This is a genomic window from Kibdelosporangium banguiense, assembly GCF_017876405.1.
GTDB lineage: Bacteria > Actinomycetota > Actinomycetes > Mycobacteriales > Pseudonocardiaceae > Kibdelosporangium > Kibdelosporangium banguiense.
The window spans coordinates 4,265,285-4,280,596 of sequence record NZ_JAGINW010000001.1 but is presented as its reverse complement, the minus strand read 5'-3'; the positions used below and the strand labels follow the sequence as shown (position 1 = coordinate 4,280,596).

Sequence of the window (15,312 nt, the reverse complement as noted above, 5' to 3'; positions counted from 1 at the left end):
TCGCGAACGACGGACAGTACCGGTGCGGGCGTGGGGTACAGCAGCGGAAGGCTGTCCTGGGAGAGCGATGACCGAGCACAAGAAGCTCAAGAAGCTGGTGCGGGACCGGATGGCGGCCACCGGCGAGAGCTACACCACCGCCCGTATGCGGATCACCGGCCGGGCGAAGCCGCGGCACAGGGTGTCCACACTGGTGGCGAGCGCGCTGGAGGACGGCTACAGCGAGGCGATGATCACCGGCCTGGCCGGTGGGATCGGGTTCATGTACGCGGTCTTCGAGTACAAGGGCATGCATCCGCTGATGACGATTGTCGCCCAGCACCACCCCGATCCGTGGATCCCGGCCGTGCTCAACCGGCTGAACGTGTCGTTCACCGAGCAGCACAGCGGCAAAGCCGAAGCGGGGATCAAGAAGCTGCGCGGGAAACTGGCATTCGCCCAAGTGGACCGCAGCGCGTTGCCGTGGCACGAGACGTCGCCCTGGGCGGGCTACGACCCGTACACCGTTCTGGTCACCGGCATCGACGACGACACTGTGTCGCTTGTGGACGTCAAACAGCACCAGATGTCCATTGAGGACTTCAACAAGGCGTGGTCTGCCTACCCCAAAGGGAAACATCACGCGATCGTCGTCGGCGAGGCCGGACCGGTCGATCTACCGGCCGCGATCAAGGATGCGGTCTCCACGACCGTCGCGCATCTGACCGGTCCTGTCCTGGGCAACAACTTCGACGTGAACTTCGGGTTCTCCGGGATGGCCAAGCTCGCCACCCAGCTACGCGACGGCAAGACGAAAACCGGCTGGGCCAAGCGGTTCGGCGACACCGATCACGGCACCAAACGGCTCTACGAATGCCTTGAGCTGGAGTACACCGCGCCCGGCGCCACCCGTCCGCTGTATGCCGAGTTCCTGACCGAAGCGGGCATGCCCGAACCGGCGAGGATCTTCCGGGAGTCCGGCGCCAAGTGGTCCGAGCTGGCCACACTCGCCAGGACCTCGCACGACTACCCCGCCATGGCGAACATTGTCGACGAGTGCCTCAACTTGGAACGCCACGCTGCAGAGCTGTTGTCACAGCTTCCAGAATCGGCGCCAGCTTAAGGATTTCGGCCCGGTCGGTGGTGCTGCACTCGGTGATCCCGGCGCCCACCACCGGCACTGGGAGCGCATCGATCGCGGCGGCCACTGCGTCGATACTCAGCCCACCCGGCTCAGGAAAGGTCGCGCCACTGAACTCGGCCGGGTCCAGCACATCCAAGTCGATATGCAGATAAACACGGTCTCCGGGAACCCCTTCCCGGGCAACGAGCCCACGGTCGATGGCGGCCTGCTCTCCCGGATCGATCGACCGCGCACCGACCAGAACGGCGTTGCCCACAGCCGGACTCGCCGCGAACTCAGGATCACCTTCCCCGAGCAGAGCCCGCAGAGCCATCCCGTGAAACGCCCCCGAAGGCGAAGTCGAGGGCGTGTTCAGGTCGGGATGCGCGTCGAACCACATCACCCCAAGACCTTCGCCGTACCGGAAGCGAGCGACCCCGATCGGCGCGACATCCGAACCACAGTCGCCGCCAATCGTCAGCACAGGCCCTTCAGGCGCCTCCAAAGCCGCCAGCTGCGCGGTCCGATTGGCGATCAACACAGCCCGATTGGCCACGCCATCAACAGTCGGCGAGTCCTCCCGTGACACCGGCACGACATAAGGCCGCACATAGGCGATATCGCCGGCCAGCCGGCTCAACTCCAGACAGCCGGCAGGGAGTGTCCTGGCCCGTTCCACAACGGCGCCCTGCCGTTGTGGAACGGCGTGTATCCGCATCAGGACAGCACTAGCAGCAGGTCGCCGCCTTCCACCTGCTGTACGGACCCGATCGCGAGCCGCTGCACACGACCGGACTTGGCCGCGGTGATCGCGGCCTCCATCTTCATGGCCTCGATCGTGGCGACGGTCGCACCGGCTTCGACCTCGTCGCCCTCGGCGACGGCAAGCGTGACCACGCCTGCGAACGGGGCCGGGACGTGGTTGGCGTTGCCCTTCTCGGCCTTCTCCGCGACTGGGAGGTTGGACGCGATCGACCGGTCCCGTACGGGAATCGGCCGCAACTGGCCGTTGAGCGTGGCCATCACGGTCCGCATGCCGCGGTCGTCGGCCTCGCCGACGGCCTCCAGTTCGATCAGCAGCCGGACGCCCTGCTCAAGGTCGACGGGGTACTCCACCGCCGGTCGCAGGCCGTAGAAGAAGTCCTTGCTCGCCAGTACGGATGTGTCGCCGTACTGCTCACGGTGAGCGAGGAACTCCTTGGTGGGCCCGGGGAACAGCAGCCGGTTGAGGGTGCCGCGTGGGTTCTGCTCCAGCGCCTGCTTGTCCTCATCGGTGAGCTCGGTGATGCCCTTGGGCGCCGCCCGTCCGCGCAAAGCCTTGGTACGGAACGGTTCCGGCCAGCCACCGGCCGGGTCGCCGAGCTCGCCGTGCAGGAAGCCGATCACCGAGTCCGGGATGTCGAAGCGGCCCGGGTCGGCCTCGAACTCCTTGGGGTCCACGCCCGCCCCGACCAGGTGCAGGGCCAGATCGCCGACGACCTTCGACGACGGCGTGACCTTGATCAGGTGGCCGAGCATCCGGTCGGCGGCCGCGTACATCGTCTCGATGTCCTCGAACCGGTCGCCCAGCCCGAGCGCCTTGGCCTGGGTCCGCAGGTTGGAGAGCTGGCCGCCGGGGATCTCGTGCAGGTAGACGCGGCCGGTCGGGCCGGGCAGCCCGGCCTCGAACGGGTAGTACACCCGCCGGACGATCTCCCAGTAGGGCTCCATGTCGGACACTGCCTGCAGGCTGAGCCCGGTCTCCCGCTCGCTGTGGTCGGTCGCGGCCACGATCGCCGAGAGTGACGGCTGCGAGGTCGTGCCCGACATCGACGCCGCCGCGCCGTCCACCGCGTCCACACCGGACTGGATGGCGGCCAGGTACGTCGCGAGCTGGCCGCCTGCGGTGTCGTGCGTGTGCAGGTGGACCGGGAGGTCGAACTCCTTGCGCAGCGCGGTGATCAGCTTCGCGGCCGCGGGCGGGCGCAGCAGGCCGGCCATGTCCTTGACCGCCAGGATGTGCGCACCCGCACCGACGATCTGCTCGGCCAGCTTGAGGTAGTAGTCCAGTGTGTACAGCTGCTCGCCCGGGTCGGACAGGTCCGAGGTGTAGCACAGCGAGACCTCGGCGACGGCCGTGCCGGTCTCCCGGACCGCCTCGATCGCCGGCCGCATCTGCTCGACGTCGTTGAGCGCGTCGAAGATCCGGAAGATGTCCACGCCGGTCTTGGTCGCCTCCTGGACGAACGCCTGCGTCACGGCCTCCGGATACGGTGTGTAGCCGACGGTGTTGCGGCCGCGCAGGAGCATCTGCAGGCAAATGTTGGGTATTGCGGCACGCAATTTGGCCAATCGCTCCCAGGGGTCCTCGGCCAGGAAGCGCAATGCGACGTCATACGTGGCACCGCCCCAGCATTCGACCGAGAGCAATTCAGGCATTGTCTGCGCTACGTACGGTGCAATCGCGAGCAGGTCCTTCGAGCGCACTCGGGTCGCCAGCAGCGATTGATGTGCGTCGCGGAAGGTCGTATCGGTGACACCGACCAGCTTTGCTTCCCGCAGCCACCGTGCGAAGCCCTCCGGGCCCAGCTCGGTGAGCTTCTGCTTCGATCCGGCCGGCGGCTCGCCGTTGAGTTCGATGTCCGGCAGTTTCTCCACCGGGTCGACGAACTTCGGGCGCTCACCGTGCGGCTTGTTGACCGTGACGTCCGCGAGGTAGGACAACAGCTTCGTGCCGCGGTCCGCCGACGAGCGCGCCGTCAGCAGGTACGGACGCTGTTCGATGAAGCTCGTGGTGATCCGGCCGGCCCGGAAGTCCGGGTCGTCCAGCACGGCCTGCAGGAACGGGATGTTCGTGGCGACACCGCGGATCCGGAACTCCGCCACCGCCCGCCTCGCCCGGCCGACCGCGGTGGCCAGGTCCCGGCCCCGGCAGGTCAGCTTGACCAGCATGGAGTCGAAGTGCGCGCTGATCTCGGTCCCGGCGAAGGCCGTGCCGCCGTCCAGCCGGATGCCCGCGCCACCCGGCGACCGGTAGGCGCTGATCATGCCGATGTCCGGCCGGAAGCCGTTGGCCGGATCCTCGGTGGTGATCCGGCACTGCATCGCGAACCCGCGCAGCCGTACGGTGTCCTGGCTCAGCCCGAGGTCGGCGAGCGTCTCGCCGGAGGCGATCCGTAGCTGCGACTGGACCAGGTCCACATCGGTCACCTCTTCGGTGACCGTGTGCTCGACCTGGATGCGTGGGTTCATCTCGATGAAGACGTGCTTGCCGGCCGGGTCGAGCAGGAACTCGACCGTGCCCGCGTTGCGGTACCCGATGTGCTTGGCGAATTTGACCGCGTCACCGCAAATGCGCTCACGCAATTCCTCGGAGAGATTCGGTGCGGGTGCGAGTTCAATCACCTTCTGGTGCCGGCGTTGCATCGAGCAATCCCGCTCGAACAGGTGCATCACCTCGCCGGTGCCGTCGGCGAGGATCTGGACCTCGATGTGCCGAGGGTCGACCACAGCCTGCTCGAGGAACACCGTCGGGTCGCCGAATGCCGACTCGGCCTCACGCATGGCCGCTTCGATCGACTCACGCAGCGCGGAGGACTGCTCCACGCGACGCATACCGCGACCACCACCACCGGCGACGGCCTTGACGAACACCGGGAAACCGATCTGCTCCGAGGCCGCGACCAGCTCGTCCACATCGGACGATGGGGCCGAGGACTGCAGTACCGGCAGCCCGGCGGCCTTGGCCGCGGCGACCGCCCTGGCCTTGTTCCCGGTCAGCTCGAGCACCTCGGTGGTCGGGCCGACGAAGGTGATTCCGGCTTCCGCGCAGGCCCGTGCCAGGTCGGGATTTTCCGACAGGAAGCCGTAACCGGGATACACCGCGTCCGCGCCGGAACGGCGGGCGGCCTTCACGATCTCGTCCACCGACAAGTACGCGCGTACCGGATGGCCCGGCGTACCGATCTGGTACGACTCGTCGGCCTTCAGACGGTGCAACGAATTGCGGTCCTCGTAAGGAAAGACGGCGACCGTTCCGGCGCCGAGCTCGTAGCCGGCACGGAACGCCCTGATGGCGATCTCGCCGCGGTTGGCGACGAGTACCTTTCGGAACATGGCCCGGATACCTCCTGGTCGCTCAGGGACGTCCGGGAAACGCTACCGGTCGCGAGGCCTGTCAGCACGGTCCCGGGTGATCGATGTCATGCGCGGGCGTCCATCAGTTGGAATCGACCAGGCCGTAGCCGCGTGCGTTGGTCAGCGCCTGCGGCCGGTTTCTGGCGCTGAGCTTGGAGAAAAGCTGCCGCTGTTCGCTTTGTACGGTCTTGATCGCGATGCCGAGTGCCTGTGCGGTCTGCCGGACCGATTCACCGCGCGCGATCGAGTCCAGAATGTCGCGCTCCCGCTTGGTCAGGTTCCGGGGCGCGTCACCGGTTGGACGCCGCAGCGGGCCCGGCAGCGACATGCCCAGCCGGCCGACCTCGGCGGTGGCCTGGGTCCGGCTCTGCACGTCGAGCTTGCTGAAGATGTGGCGTTTGTGGTTGGTGACTGTGTGTGGACTGATCCCCAGCTCACCCGCGATCTCCATGGCCGAACAGCCCGCACAGATCAACGCAAGGATCTCCAGCTCCCGCACGCTCAGGCCGTGTCCCGGCGCGGCCGGATGCAGCCCCTCTTCGGCCTCGCGAAGCGCGTCACGCAGGCCGGTGACGCCGAATCTGGTGCTGACCAGGCGATGCACGCCCGCGTGATGCAGGAATGAGAGGCTTCGCGCGTCCAAAGCCCGGTGCAGGCCGACTATGTGTGGTGCGCACCGTGTCGTGCGTAACTTGCTGACGAACTCGAGCTCATCCTGGTCGGCCGAGCGCAGCTCGACCACCGCCATGTCAGGCGAACGCAACACGCACAGCCGCAGCAGACCGTCCCCGGTCGCCGCCGCGCCCGCCACGAGGTATCCAGGTAGCGACGCTATCCAGTTCGCGAGCGCATCTCTCAACAAGCCGTCCACACATCGCAGGACGACAGTGTGCCGGGTGTCCGACATGGTGCGGCCCAACTTCCCGCCACGTCGCAGGGTGTGGACACAGGGTAAATCACACCCAGCGCACGGGTCTGAACCATAAGGCTAATTCACCGGTTCGGCCGGTATCACAGGGAGCACGCCGCACCCTCGATGTGGTGAGAGCCCGTGACTCGACCGGCCGACAAGGTCGCTGCCACTCCTCCACCATATGTACGGCGTACCTCACAGGTTGCGCGATCGGGCGATTCACTAAAGTGGTGGAATGGCTGTCGCCGACGAGTCGCAGAAGAACCAGTCCGCCCACTTCGACATCGTCCTGCGCGGGTACAACCAGCGGCAGGTCAACGAGCGGGTCACCCGGCTCGGCTACGACCTCAAGAACGCGGCCAAGAGCCGCGACGAGGCAGTCGCCCAGGTCGCCGAGCTGACCAAGGCACTCAACTACGCGCAGCAGGAACTCAGCGACACCAAGGCACGCCTTGAACGCATGGCGACCAACCCCAGCAGCGCCACGGCCATGACCGAACGCGTCCGCGAGATGATGCGCCTCGCCGACGAGGAGGTCACCGACCTCAGGCGCACAGCCGAGGAAGGCGTCGCGGCCCTCAAGGCCGACGCGGACAAGTACTCGACAGACACCCGCTTCGCCGCGGACAAGTACGCGATCAGCATCCGTGAGGACGCCGACAAGTACGGCGCCAAGACCCGTGCGAAAGCCGACGCGTACCTGGCCGACTTGACACAGAAGGCCGATCAGCTCGCGACCGAGCTCCAGACGGCCCATGAGAACCGGATCGCCGAGCTGGACCGCCGCCGGGCGGAGCTGGAAGAGAAGTACACCAAACACCACGACGAGCTCGACGCCGAGTACGACCAGCTCCGCACGAAGCTGACCGCCGAACACACCCAGCTGATGACCGAGGCCCGCGGCCAGGCCGCCAAGATCCTCTCCGACGCCAAGGACTCGGCGGCCGCGCTGGAGGAGAAGTCGGCAGGCGAGCGTGCCAAGCGAGACGCGGACGCCGAGGCCAAGCGGGTCTCGTTGGAGCAGGCATCGCACTCCGCCATCGCGGCTCAGCAGGCCAAGGCCGAGATGGTGGCCGCTCAGACGAAGGGCGACGCCGAGGAAATCGCCACCGAGATCCTCACCAACGCCGAGCAGAAGCAGACCGAGGCCGACGCCGCCACCAAGCGGCTGATCGAGTTGCGCAACCAGGTCGCCGAGCGGCTGGCCGCCACCAATGCGGCTGTCAAGGAAGCCATCCGGCACTTCGACGCAGCCGAATCGGCTTAGTTTCCCGGCGTTTCTGTGGCTGGATTCCAGCCACAGAAACTACGCCTTCTGCAAATACTCGGCCCGCTCGGAATCGACCAAAGTGGCGGCCATCAAAGCCAGTCCCGGGTACTGGGAAAGCTGGGGATCTTCTTCCACCAACCGCCGGGCCTCATCCCGCGCGCTCTCGATGACATCAGTATCCCGGAGCAGGGAAAGCATCTTCAACTGTGAGCGCCGCCCGGACTGAGTAGCACCGAGAATGTCCCCCTCACGCCGGATCTCCAGATCAAGCTGAGCCAGCTCGAATCCGTCCAGAGTAGAAGCCACGGCGTCGAGCCGCTCCCGGGTGGTGGTTCCTTCCAGAGCCTCACTCACCAGCAAACACAATCCAGGCGCGCTGCCTCGCCCCACACGTCCTCGCAACTGGTGAAGCTGACTGACGCCGAATCGGTCGGCATCCATGATCACCATCGCGGTCGCGTTGGGAACGTTGACACCGACCTCGACAACTGTCGTGGCGACCAGAACATCAACCTCACCGGCAGCGAAGGCTCGCATGGTCAGGTCTTTCTCGTCAGCCGGCATTTTCCCGTGCAGAACGGCAATACGAAGCCCGGACAAAGGACCGGCTGCCAGCAAAGGCGCGACTTCCTCAACCGCGACCGGGGGACGGCGCCCGTTGTCGTCTTCGGGCGGCGGCTCATCCCCGTCCTCAGCACCCGCCTCGCCGATCCGGGGACACACCACATAGGCCTGATGCCCGTTCGCGACCTCTTCCCGGACACGCTGCCAGACCCGGTCAAGCCACTGCGGCTTCTCGGCGACAGGAACCACGTTCGTGGCGATCGGCGACCGCCCCTGTGGCAGTTCCCGAAGCGCGGAAACCTCCAGATCACCGTAAACCGTCATCGCCACAGTCCGCGGAATAGGAGTCGCGGTCATCACCAGAACATGCGGACTCGATCCGTCAGCGGCCCGGGTCCGCAAAGCATCCCGTTGCTCCACACCAAACCTGTGCTGTTCGTCCACGACCACAAAACCCAGGTCGGCGAAAGAAACCTTGTCCTGAATCAACGCGTGCGTGCCCACCACAATCCCGGCCGCACCAGAAGCAGCGTCAAGCAAAGCCTGTTTACGCGCTGCCGCGGGCAAAGAACCGGTCAGCAAAGTCAGCCGAGTCGCCTGCTCGGCCGCCCCCAGTTCACCCGCCATCGCCAAGTCGCCCAGCATTTCCTGCAAAGAACGCGCATGCTGAGCGGCCAGCACCTCAGTGGGGGCAAGCATCGCGGCCTGCCGGCCAGAATCGACAACCTGCAGCATCGCACGCAGTGCCACAATTGTCTTTCCGCTACCGACCTCACCCTGCAGCAGCCTGTTCATCGGATGCTGCCCGGACAAATCATCCGCGACCGCAGCACCCACTTCCTGTTGCCCGGCCGTCAGCTGGAAAGGCAGGCGCTGGTCGAAAGCATCGAGAATTCCACCGGATTTACGCGGGCAAGCCGGAGCAGGCCGCGCAGCGGAGGCGCTCCGACGCTGGGCGAGCACCAGCTGAACCGCGATCGCCTCGTCCCATTTCAGCCTTTTGCGCGCCGCGCCGATCTGGTCCCAGCCCCCCGGATTGTGGATCGCGCGCAGGGACGCCTCCAGGCTGAGCATGCCGCGGCCGTTGACCAGTTCCGGCGGCAGCGGGTCCTCAGCGCCCTCCCACACCGACAGCAACTGCTTCACACAGTTGGCGATCTTCCAGGTCGGCAGCTTCTGCGCGGCCGGGTAGACCGGCATCATCTTGCGCAGCGAGCCGTCCTCGTCGTCGTCGAAGATCTGCGCGTCCGGGTTCTGCAGCTGCAGCTTCTTGTTGAACATGCCGACCTTGCCGGCGAAGAAGCCGCGCGCGCCGACCTTCAGCTTGTCCTTGTACTTCCCGAGCTGGTTGAAGAACGCCATGCTCAGCTCGCGCTGCCCGTCGGTGATCACGACCTCGGTCCGGGTGCCCGAGCGCGACCGCATCCGGTGCTGGGTGACCTTGCGGATCTCGGCCTGGATGGTGACGTGCTCGCCGATCTCCAGGCCGGCGATGCTGGTCAGCTCACCGAACTCGACATACCGGCGCGGATAGTGCCGCAGCAGGTCGCCGACGGTGTGCAGGCTCAGCGAGACGGCCAACGCGTCGGCCGACTTCTTGCCCAGAACGGGCTGCAGGCTTTCCTCGAACGCGTTCATCGAGGCCCAGACTATCGAGCCACACCGACACTTTTACCGCACACCTTTACTCCACACCGAGCATCAGCACCGAGTCGCGCTGGCCGCCGCGGTAGGCCACGAACTCGGCCGCCGGGTACGCCGACCGCAAGTGTTTCTCCAGCTCATCAGCCAGGTGTTCCGGGGCGTCCGCGCCGAGCATGGCGGTGACCAGCTCGCCACCTGCCCCCAGCATCCGGTCCACGACCGCGCACGCACCACGGATCACCATGGCGGCGTCGACCGGACCGTGCTCGATCCGCATCACGTCACCGTCGGCGAATCCCAGCAGGTCACCGGCCTGACATGGCCCGATCCAGGTGATCGCGTCCTGGCTGGTCACCACGAGCTCGCCACGCCTTGTCGCTGCCGACGCCTCGGCCATGGACACCACGTCGTCGCCAGAACGCCGCGCCGGGTCGTGCACCGCCAAGGCCGCAAGCGCTTGCACCGGCGATGCGCACGGGATCACCACCACGTCCTGACCGCCGGCGACCGCCCTGGTCGCAGCCTCATCGGCGATCCCCACCAGGCCTTCGTCACCAGGCAGGACTGTGACGTGCGACGCACCTGTCGATGTGATCAGGTTCAGCAGGTCCCATACGTCCGGCTCGTCGTTGGGACCGATCTCCAGCACTAACGCACCCTCGCCCCGGAACAGTGCCGCTATGCCCGCGCCACGGGCCGGGATGACCACGACACGAGCCCTCCCAAAGCGCGTGGGCGCGCCCTCGGCGTCGGCGAACCGAGCGACCATGATCCGATGCGGACGCCCGGTCTCAACGCCTGCCTCGATCGCCGCACCGATGTCATTGCAGTGCACATGCACCGTCCACAGCCCGGCGCCGTCACCCACGACCGACACGCAATCGCCGAGTTGTCCGAGCTTGTCCCTCAGTTCAATCGCAGCTTTGTCGGTCGTCGAGTCGAGCAGGTACATCACCTCGTAGCCGAACTCGGCCGACCCGGCCTCCCGGGCCGCGACCGGCGACTGCACAGACGTCGAATAGGGCACAACCGGCTCGTCTCGCTCGTTCACGACCGTGACCAGGGACTCCAGCAACACGAGTACCCCACGTCCACCAGCGTCCACCACACCGGCCTCAGCCAGCACGTCGAGCTGCTGGGGCGTCAACACCAGCGCCTCTCCCGCAGCACGCGCCGCAGCCGCTGTGACCTCGTGCAACACACCTGAACGGACCCGCCGCGCGGCCGCAGCCGAAGCCGTCAGGACCGTCAGCATCGTGCCCGCTCGCGGCTCGGCAACCGCGCCCGCCGCCAGCTCCGCCGCCCTGACCAGCGCTTTTCCAAGGTCGACGGCCCCGGCCTGGTCGATGTCACGCAATGCCTCGGCCAACCCTCGGAGCATCTGCGAAACAATCACACCCGAATTCCCGCGGGCGCCCGCCAACGCCCCCTTGGCCAGCACAGTCAACGCGGCGCCCACCTCGGACCGCTCATCAACAGGAGCTCGGAGCAATGCCTCGAGCGCGGCGCGCATTGTGCCGAGCAGATTGGACCCAGTGTCACCATCGGCCACCGGGAACACGTTGATACCGTCGATGGCATCGCGTTGCGCGTCCAACGACCGCACACACACCGCGGCCCAACGGCGGATCGCGGCGGCGTCCAGGGCCTGCAACACGGTCGGTTCCTCTCGTGGTTCGGCGGCTCGCGCGAGAGTAACCAGGAACACGTCACAAGGGCGGAGAACGGGGCCGGTTTGTAACCGCCGGAGGCCACCGGTTACCCTGTCGTAGTTGCCCGGCCGGCCCGGGCTGGACTGTTCGTCGGCTGAATCCCGCCGGCAACCCAGAGGAAAGGACACTGACGTGGCTGCTGTGTGCGACGTCTGCGGTAAGGGGCCGGGCTTCGGCAAGTCGGTCTCCCACTCCCACCGGCGTACCAACCGTCGGTGGAACCCGAACATCCAAACCGTGCACGCCAAGATCGGCATCTCGCAGCGCAAGCGGCTGAACGTGTGCACCTCCTGCCTGAAGGCGGGCAAGGTCGTCCGGGGCTGAAGTCCTAGGTTTTCGCCAACCGGCCCGGGTGGTCCCGACCACCCGGGCCGGTTCGTGTTCACCACCGGCCGACGATCTCCGGCAACGTTCGGTCCGAGGCGCTGGCCAGCACCAGATCCGCAGACTCGAACCGCCCAGGATCAGCAAACGGGTTGGGAATCGCCACACACCTCAACCCGGCCGCCTTGGCCGCGGCAACGCCATGAGGCGTGTCCTCAAACGCAACCGCCTTCTCGGCCCGCACCCCAAGACGCCGCAACGCAAGCTCGTACACCGCTGGGTCCGGCTTCGGCGCGGCCACCTCATCCCCGCACGCCACCACCTCAAACCGGTCCAGGTACCCAGACTGCCGAAGCAACGGCTGTACCCAGGACCGTGGTGAGCTGCTCGCCACCGCCACCCTCAGCCCATCCGCCTGCCCAAGCCACTTCTCGATGCCGGCCGGAAACCTGAGGACAGCGTTCAGCTCATCCCGATAGGCAGTCCTGCGGGCGTGACTCGCGATCTGGTCATACCCAGGCCCCACCGCCTGAGCCAGCGCGGCATACCGATGCCCACTGACATCCCCGCCGTGATCAGCGAAGAATCCCGCCACATCGAGCTCAAGCCCAAACTGCCGCCACTCATACTGCCAACTGGCCAACTGCGTGCTCTCGGTATCCATCAGCAGGCCGTCAAAGTCAAAAATCAGCGCACAGATCCCCACTGGCCCCAGTATGCCCGCTCACGCCCACCAGACCGAAGCTCACAACCAGCACAGACACCCACCGCGCAGGACTCCGTCCAAGTCGGTGCTGGCCGGGTCGGGATTGCGAACAGCACGAGTGGCAGATCCACAGCACGCTCAGGCCGCGGCTCGCTCACGATCACGGGACTTCGAAACCCTCATTCCCAACCAGAGCCGTGCCCGCCCTCACCCCGTGATCAACTTTGCCGAAACCCCGCCCCTACATAAGAAAACAGCCCCCACCCTCACCGGGGGCGTCCCTGGTCCAGTCTACCGGGAATGGGTTCTGAGCAGGGGTTTTCGAAGGGCGAGCCGGTGCGAATGGGCCGTTCGCACCGGGATCACCTGAATGGCTGCGGCTAGGGCAGTTTCCAGTCGACGGGGGTGGCACCCTGCTGGGTCAGCAGTTCGTTGGCGCGGCTGAAGGGCTTGGAGCCGAAGAAGCCCATGTGGGCCGACATCGGGCTGGGGTGCGCGCTTTCGATGCAGGGCAACGGGTCGAGCAGCGGTTTGAGGTTGCGGGCGTTGCGGCCCCAGAGGATTGAGACCAGCGGCTTGTCGCGGGCGGCGAGTGCGCGAATCGCCTGCTCGGTGACTTCTTCCCAGCCTTTGCCCTGATGGGAGTTGGGTTTGCCGGGCGCGACTGTCAAAGCCCTGTTCAGCAACAGGATTCCGTTCTCGGTCCACGGCGTCAGGTCGCCGTTGGCCGGCCGCGGGTGACCGAGGTCCTCGCAGTACTCCTTGTAGATGTTGATCAGGCTTTTCGGGATCGGGCGCACGTCCGGGGCCACAGAGAAGGAGAGGCCGACCGCGTGTCCCGGGGTGGGGTACGGGTCCTGGCCGACGATGAGCACACGGACATCGTCGAACGGCTGCTTGAAGGCGCGCAGCACGTTCTCCCCCGCGGGCAGGTATGTCCTGCCCGCGGCGATCTCGGCGCGCAGGAACTCGCCCATCTCGGCGATCCGGCCGGCGACCGGCTCGAGGGCCGCGGCCCAGCCTGGGTCCATGACTTCGTTCAAGGGACGTGCCATGCCGCCGTAGGATAGTGCACCGCGAAAATGGGCCTAGTCCAGGCGCCGGAGGCCCGCCTTGTAGATCTTGATGTTGGCGACGTACCGGTCGACGATCATCGCCCACGCCATCGGCGGTACCTCGTAGCCCTCGCGAATCTTGGCGGGCACGCCGAGAGCCATTCGCCGCGCTGGGATGTGCCCGTTGAACGACATCACGCCGCCTGCACCGAGCACCGCGCCTTCCTCGACGACGGAACCGTTCAGCAGTACGGAGCCCGACGCGATCAGACAGTTGTCGGCTACTGTCGCGCCTTCGATGTGCACGTTGTGGCCGATCACGCAATTGGAACCAATCACCGCCGGATGAAACTCGGTGCAATGCACGATTGTTCCGTCCTGCACGCTGGTCCGTTCACCGACCTGGATGCTGCCGGAGTCACCGCGCAGCACGGCCTGCGGCCAGACCGAGGCGTAGGCGCGCAGCGTCACGTCACCGATGACTGTGGCGTCCGGATGGACGTATGCATCGGGGTGGATGATCGGCTCGCGGTCACCGAGCGCGTAGATCGGCACATTTCCTCCAATATGGACAGACTCACCGCCAGTGCTGCCAGCCAGCGGGTTTCTCGTACGAACGGCCGTCCACGGTCACGCCGCCACCCCGCCGGACCGTGCCGATGGTCACCCAGCCTTCCGGAACCGCCGCCGGTCCCGGGAAAGTCGCGGCCAGCGCGTGGTCCTCGCCGCCGGTCAGCACCCAGTGCCGCGGGTCGGCGCCGAGCGCGGTGCCGACGTCGACCAGCCGCTGGTGCACTTCCAGCAAGTCGGTCCGTACGTCGATGGCCACCCCGGAAGACTCTGCGATGTGTGCCAGATCCGCCAACAGGCCGTCGGATACGTCGATCATCGCGGTGGCGCCCGCATCCGCGGCCTGCGCACCCGCACCATATGGCGGCTCTGGCGCCCGATGCGCGCTGACGACAGTCACCGGTGAGCGGAACCCGCGCCCCAGCACCGCAAGGCCGGCCGCGGACCAACCAAGACGGCCACACACCGCGACCACGTCGCCGACCAACGCGCCGGACCTCGTGACCGGCTCGCGTCCTTGCATATCCCCCAACGCAGTGACAGAGATCACCAAAGTCTCGGAGCTGACCACATCCCCGCCGACCACGCCCGCCCGGGCCCGGGTCGCTTCCTTCCACATCCCTGTGGTGATCCCGTCGAGGAGTTCCACTGTGGTCTCCGGCGGGCAGGCCAGCCCGACGAGCACCGCCGTCGGTGCCGCGCCCATGGCGGCGACATCGGCGAGATTCACCGCCACCGCCTTGTGTCCAACCTGTTCCGGTGTGGACCAGTCCAACCGAAAATGCACGCCCGCAACGAGAACGTCGGTGCTGGCCACCACGCGCCCGTCGGAGGCCACCACGACCGCGGCGTCGTCCCCCGGTCCGAGCAGCGTGCTCGGCGGTTGGGCGCGCCCGCCCGTGAGCCGCTGAATCAGGGAGAACTCACCCAACTCGGCGACGGTGCCGGGCTCGGCCGGCGTGTCCGATCGCACAAAAGCCTCCGATACCGAATGTTCGGATCACCAAACATTCCCCGCTTGGGGTACGTTGCTGACCACGTTCCTACCTTGAGCATTCTTGTCCAGAACGAAGGGGGCACACCGGTGGTCCACGCATACATCCTGATCCAGACCGAGGTCGGCAAAGCGGCCGCGGTCGCGGCAGAGATCGCCGAGATACAGGGAGTGACCACCGCGGAGGACGTCACCGGTCCCTATGACGTGATCGTCAAGGCCGAGGCGGACAACGTCGATCTGCTCGGCCAACTGGTGGTCGCCCGGATCCAGAATGTGGACGGGATCACTCGAACCCTCACCTGCCCGGTGGTCCATCTTTGACCCGTGCTGTAGTTGGGG

Annotated in this window: 13 protein-coding genes; 4 read left to right on the top strand and 9 right to left on the bottom strand. The window is 66.6% G+C overall.

The annotated features are described in order from the left end of the window. Positions 1-67: 67 nt before the first annotated feature. Entirely contained in the window at positions 68-1,102 is a 1,035-nt protein-coding gene (locus JOF56_RS20235) for a BtrH N-terminal domain-containing protein (RefSeq protein ID WP_209640458.1), read from the top strand. Here JOF56_RS20235 and JOF56_RS20230 read toward each other — a convergent pair. From JOF56_RS20230 to JOF56_RS20220, 3 genes are all read right to left on the bottom strand, one after another. Beyond that, complete coding sequence (locus JOF56_RS20230) at positions 1,041-1,820, bottom strand: arginase family protein (protein ID WP_209640456.1); 780 nt, start codon at positions 1,818-1,820, stop codon at positions 1,041-1,043. The genes JOF56_RS20235 and JOF56_RS20230 overlap by 62 nt on opposite strands. Beyond that, positions 1,820-5,197: a pyruvate carboxylase gene (locus tag JOF56_RS20225; RefSeq protein ID WP_209640453.1), complete on the bottom strand. Its 3,378-nt coding sequence runs from the start codon at positions 5,195-5,197 to the stop codon at positions 1,820-1,822. Before JOF56_RS20225 ends, JOF56_RS20230 begins: the two co-directional genes overlap by 1 nt. Before the next feature lie 103 nt (positions 5,198-5,300). Next, positions 5,301-6,077 carry a response regulator transcription factor gene (locus JOF56_RS20220; protein WP_209640450.1) on the bottom strand — a complete coding sequence of 259 codons (777 nt, stop codon included), beginning with the start codon at positions 6,075-6,077 and terminating at the stop codon, positions 5,301-5,303. 289 nt (positions 6,078-6,366) lie between these two features. On the opposite strand from JOF56_RS20220, the gene JOF56_RS20215 reads away from it, so the two are divergent. Further along, complete coding sequence (locus JOF56_RS20215; RefSeq protein ID WP_209640447.1) at positions 6,367-7,398, top strand: coiled-coil domain-containing protein; 1,032 nt, start codon at positions 6,367-6,369, stop codon at positions 7,396-7,398. A 39-nt stretch (positions 7,399-7,437) separates the two neighbouring features. Here the strand turns inward: JOF56_RS20215 and recG are convergent, their stop codons facing one another. Next, positions 7,438-9,603 carry an ATP-dependent DNA helicase RecG gene (gene recG, locus JOF56_RS20210; protein ID WP_209640444.1) on the bottom strand — a complete coding sequence of 722 codons (2,166 nt, stop codon included), beginning with the start codon at positions 9,601-9,603 and terminating at the stop codon, positions 7,438-7,440. Between the two features lie 46 nt (positions 9,604-9,649). Further along, positions 9,650-11,317 (bottom strand): DAK2 domain-containing protein, encoded by a 1,668-nt coding sequence (locus tag JOF56_RS20205; RefSeq protein ID WP_372448052.1) that lies wholly within the window; start codon positions 11,315-11,317, stop codon positions 9,650-9,652. Positions 11,318-11,453: 136 nt separating this feature from the next. On the opposite strand from JOF56_RS20205, the gene rpmB reads away from it, so the two are divergent. Beyond that, positions 11,454-11,645 carry a 50S ribosomal protein L28 gene (gene rpmB, locus JOF56_RS20200; protein ID WP_091672226.1) on the top strand — a complete coding sequence of 64 codons (192 nt, stop codon included), beginning with the start codon at positions 11,454-11,456 and terminating at the stop codon, positions 11,643-11,645. A 58-nt stretch (positions 11,646-11,703) separates the two neighbouring features. Here the strand turns inward: rpmB and JOF56_RS20195 are convergent, their stop codons facing one another. The 4 genes from JOF56_RS20195 to JOF56_RS20180 form a co-directional block, all read right to left on the bottom strand. Beyond that, positions 11,704-12,351, bottom strand: a complete 648-nt coding sequence (locus JOF56_RS20195; protein WP_307855172.1) for an HAD family hydrolase — start codon at positions 12,349-12,351, stop codon at positions 11,704-11,706. A 380-nt stretch (positions 12,352-12,731) separates the two neighbouring features. Continuing rightward, positions 12,732-13,406 carry a uracil-DNA glycosylase gene (locus JOF56_RS20190; RefSeq protein ID WP_209640439.1) on the bottom strand — a complete coding sequence of 225 codons (675 nt, stop codon included), beginning with the start codon at positions 13,404-13,406 and terminating at the stop codon, positions 12,732-12,734. Between the two features lie 33 nt (positions 13,407-13,439). Then, a complete protein-coding gene (locus JOF56_RS20185) occupies positions 13,440-13,961 on the bottom strand; it encodes a gamma carbonic anhydrase family protein (protein ID WP_209640436.1) in 522 nt (173 codons plus the stop codon). 22 nt (positions 13,962-13,983) lie between these two features. Further along, positions 13,984-14,949: a thiamine-phosphate kinase gene (locus JOF56_RS20180; RefSeq protein WP_209640433.1), complete on the bottom strand. Its 966-nt coding sequence runs from the start codon at positions 14,947-14,949 to the stop codon at positions 13,984-13,986. Positions 14,950-15,060: 111 nt separating this feature from the next. On the opposite strand from JOF56_RS20180, the gene JOF56_RS20175 reads away from it, so the two are divergent. After that, a complete protein-coding gene (locus JOF56_RS20175; RefSeq protein ID WP_209648355.1) occupies positions 15,061-15,294 on the top strand; it encodes an Lrp/AsnC ligand binding domain-containing protein in 234 nt (77 codons plus the stop codon). Positions 15,295-15,312 lie beyond the last annotated feature (18 nt).

What these genes read in the sequence shown, in the direction of transcription:
- JOF56_RS20235 (WP_209640458.1), top strand. Translation starts at nt 68, where the DNA reads ATGACCGAGCACAAGAAGCTCAAGAAGCTGGTGCGGGACCGGATGGCG.
- JOF56_RS20230 (WP_209640456.1), bottom strand. Translation starts at nt 1,820, where the DNA reads ATGCGGATACACGCCGTTCCACAACGGCAGGGCGCCGTTGTGGAACGG.
- JOF56_RS20225 (WP_209640453.1), bottom strand. Translation starts at nt 5,197, where the DNA reads ATGTTCCGAAAGGTACTCGTCGCCAACCGCGGCGAGATCGCCATCAGG.
- JOF56_RS20215 (WP_209640447.1), top strand. Translation starts at nt 6,367, where the DNA reads ATGGCTGTCGCCGACGAGTCGCAGAAGAACCAGTCCGCCCACTTCGAC.
- recG (WP_209640444.1), bottom strand. Translation starts at nt 9,603, where the DNA reads ATGAACGCGTTCGAGGAAAGCCTGCAGCCCGTTCTGGGCAAGAAGTCG.
- JOF56_RS20190 (WP_209640439.1), bottom strand. Translation starts at nt 13,406, where the DNA reads ATGGCACGTCCCTTGAACGAAGTCATGGACCCAGGCTGGGCCGCGGCC.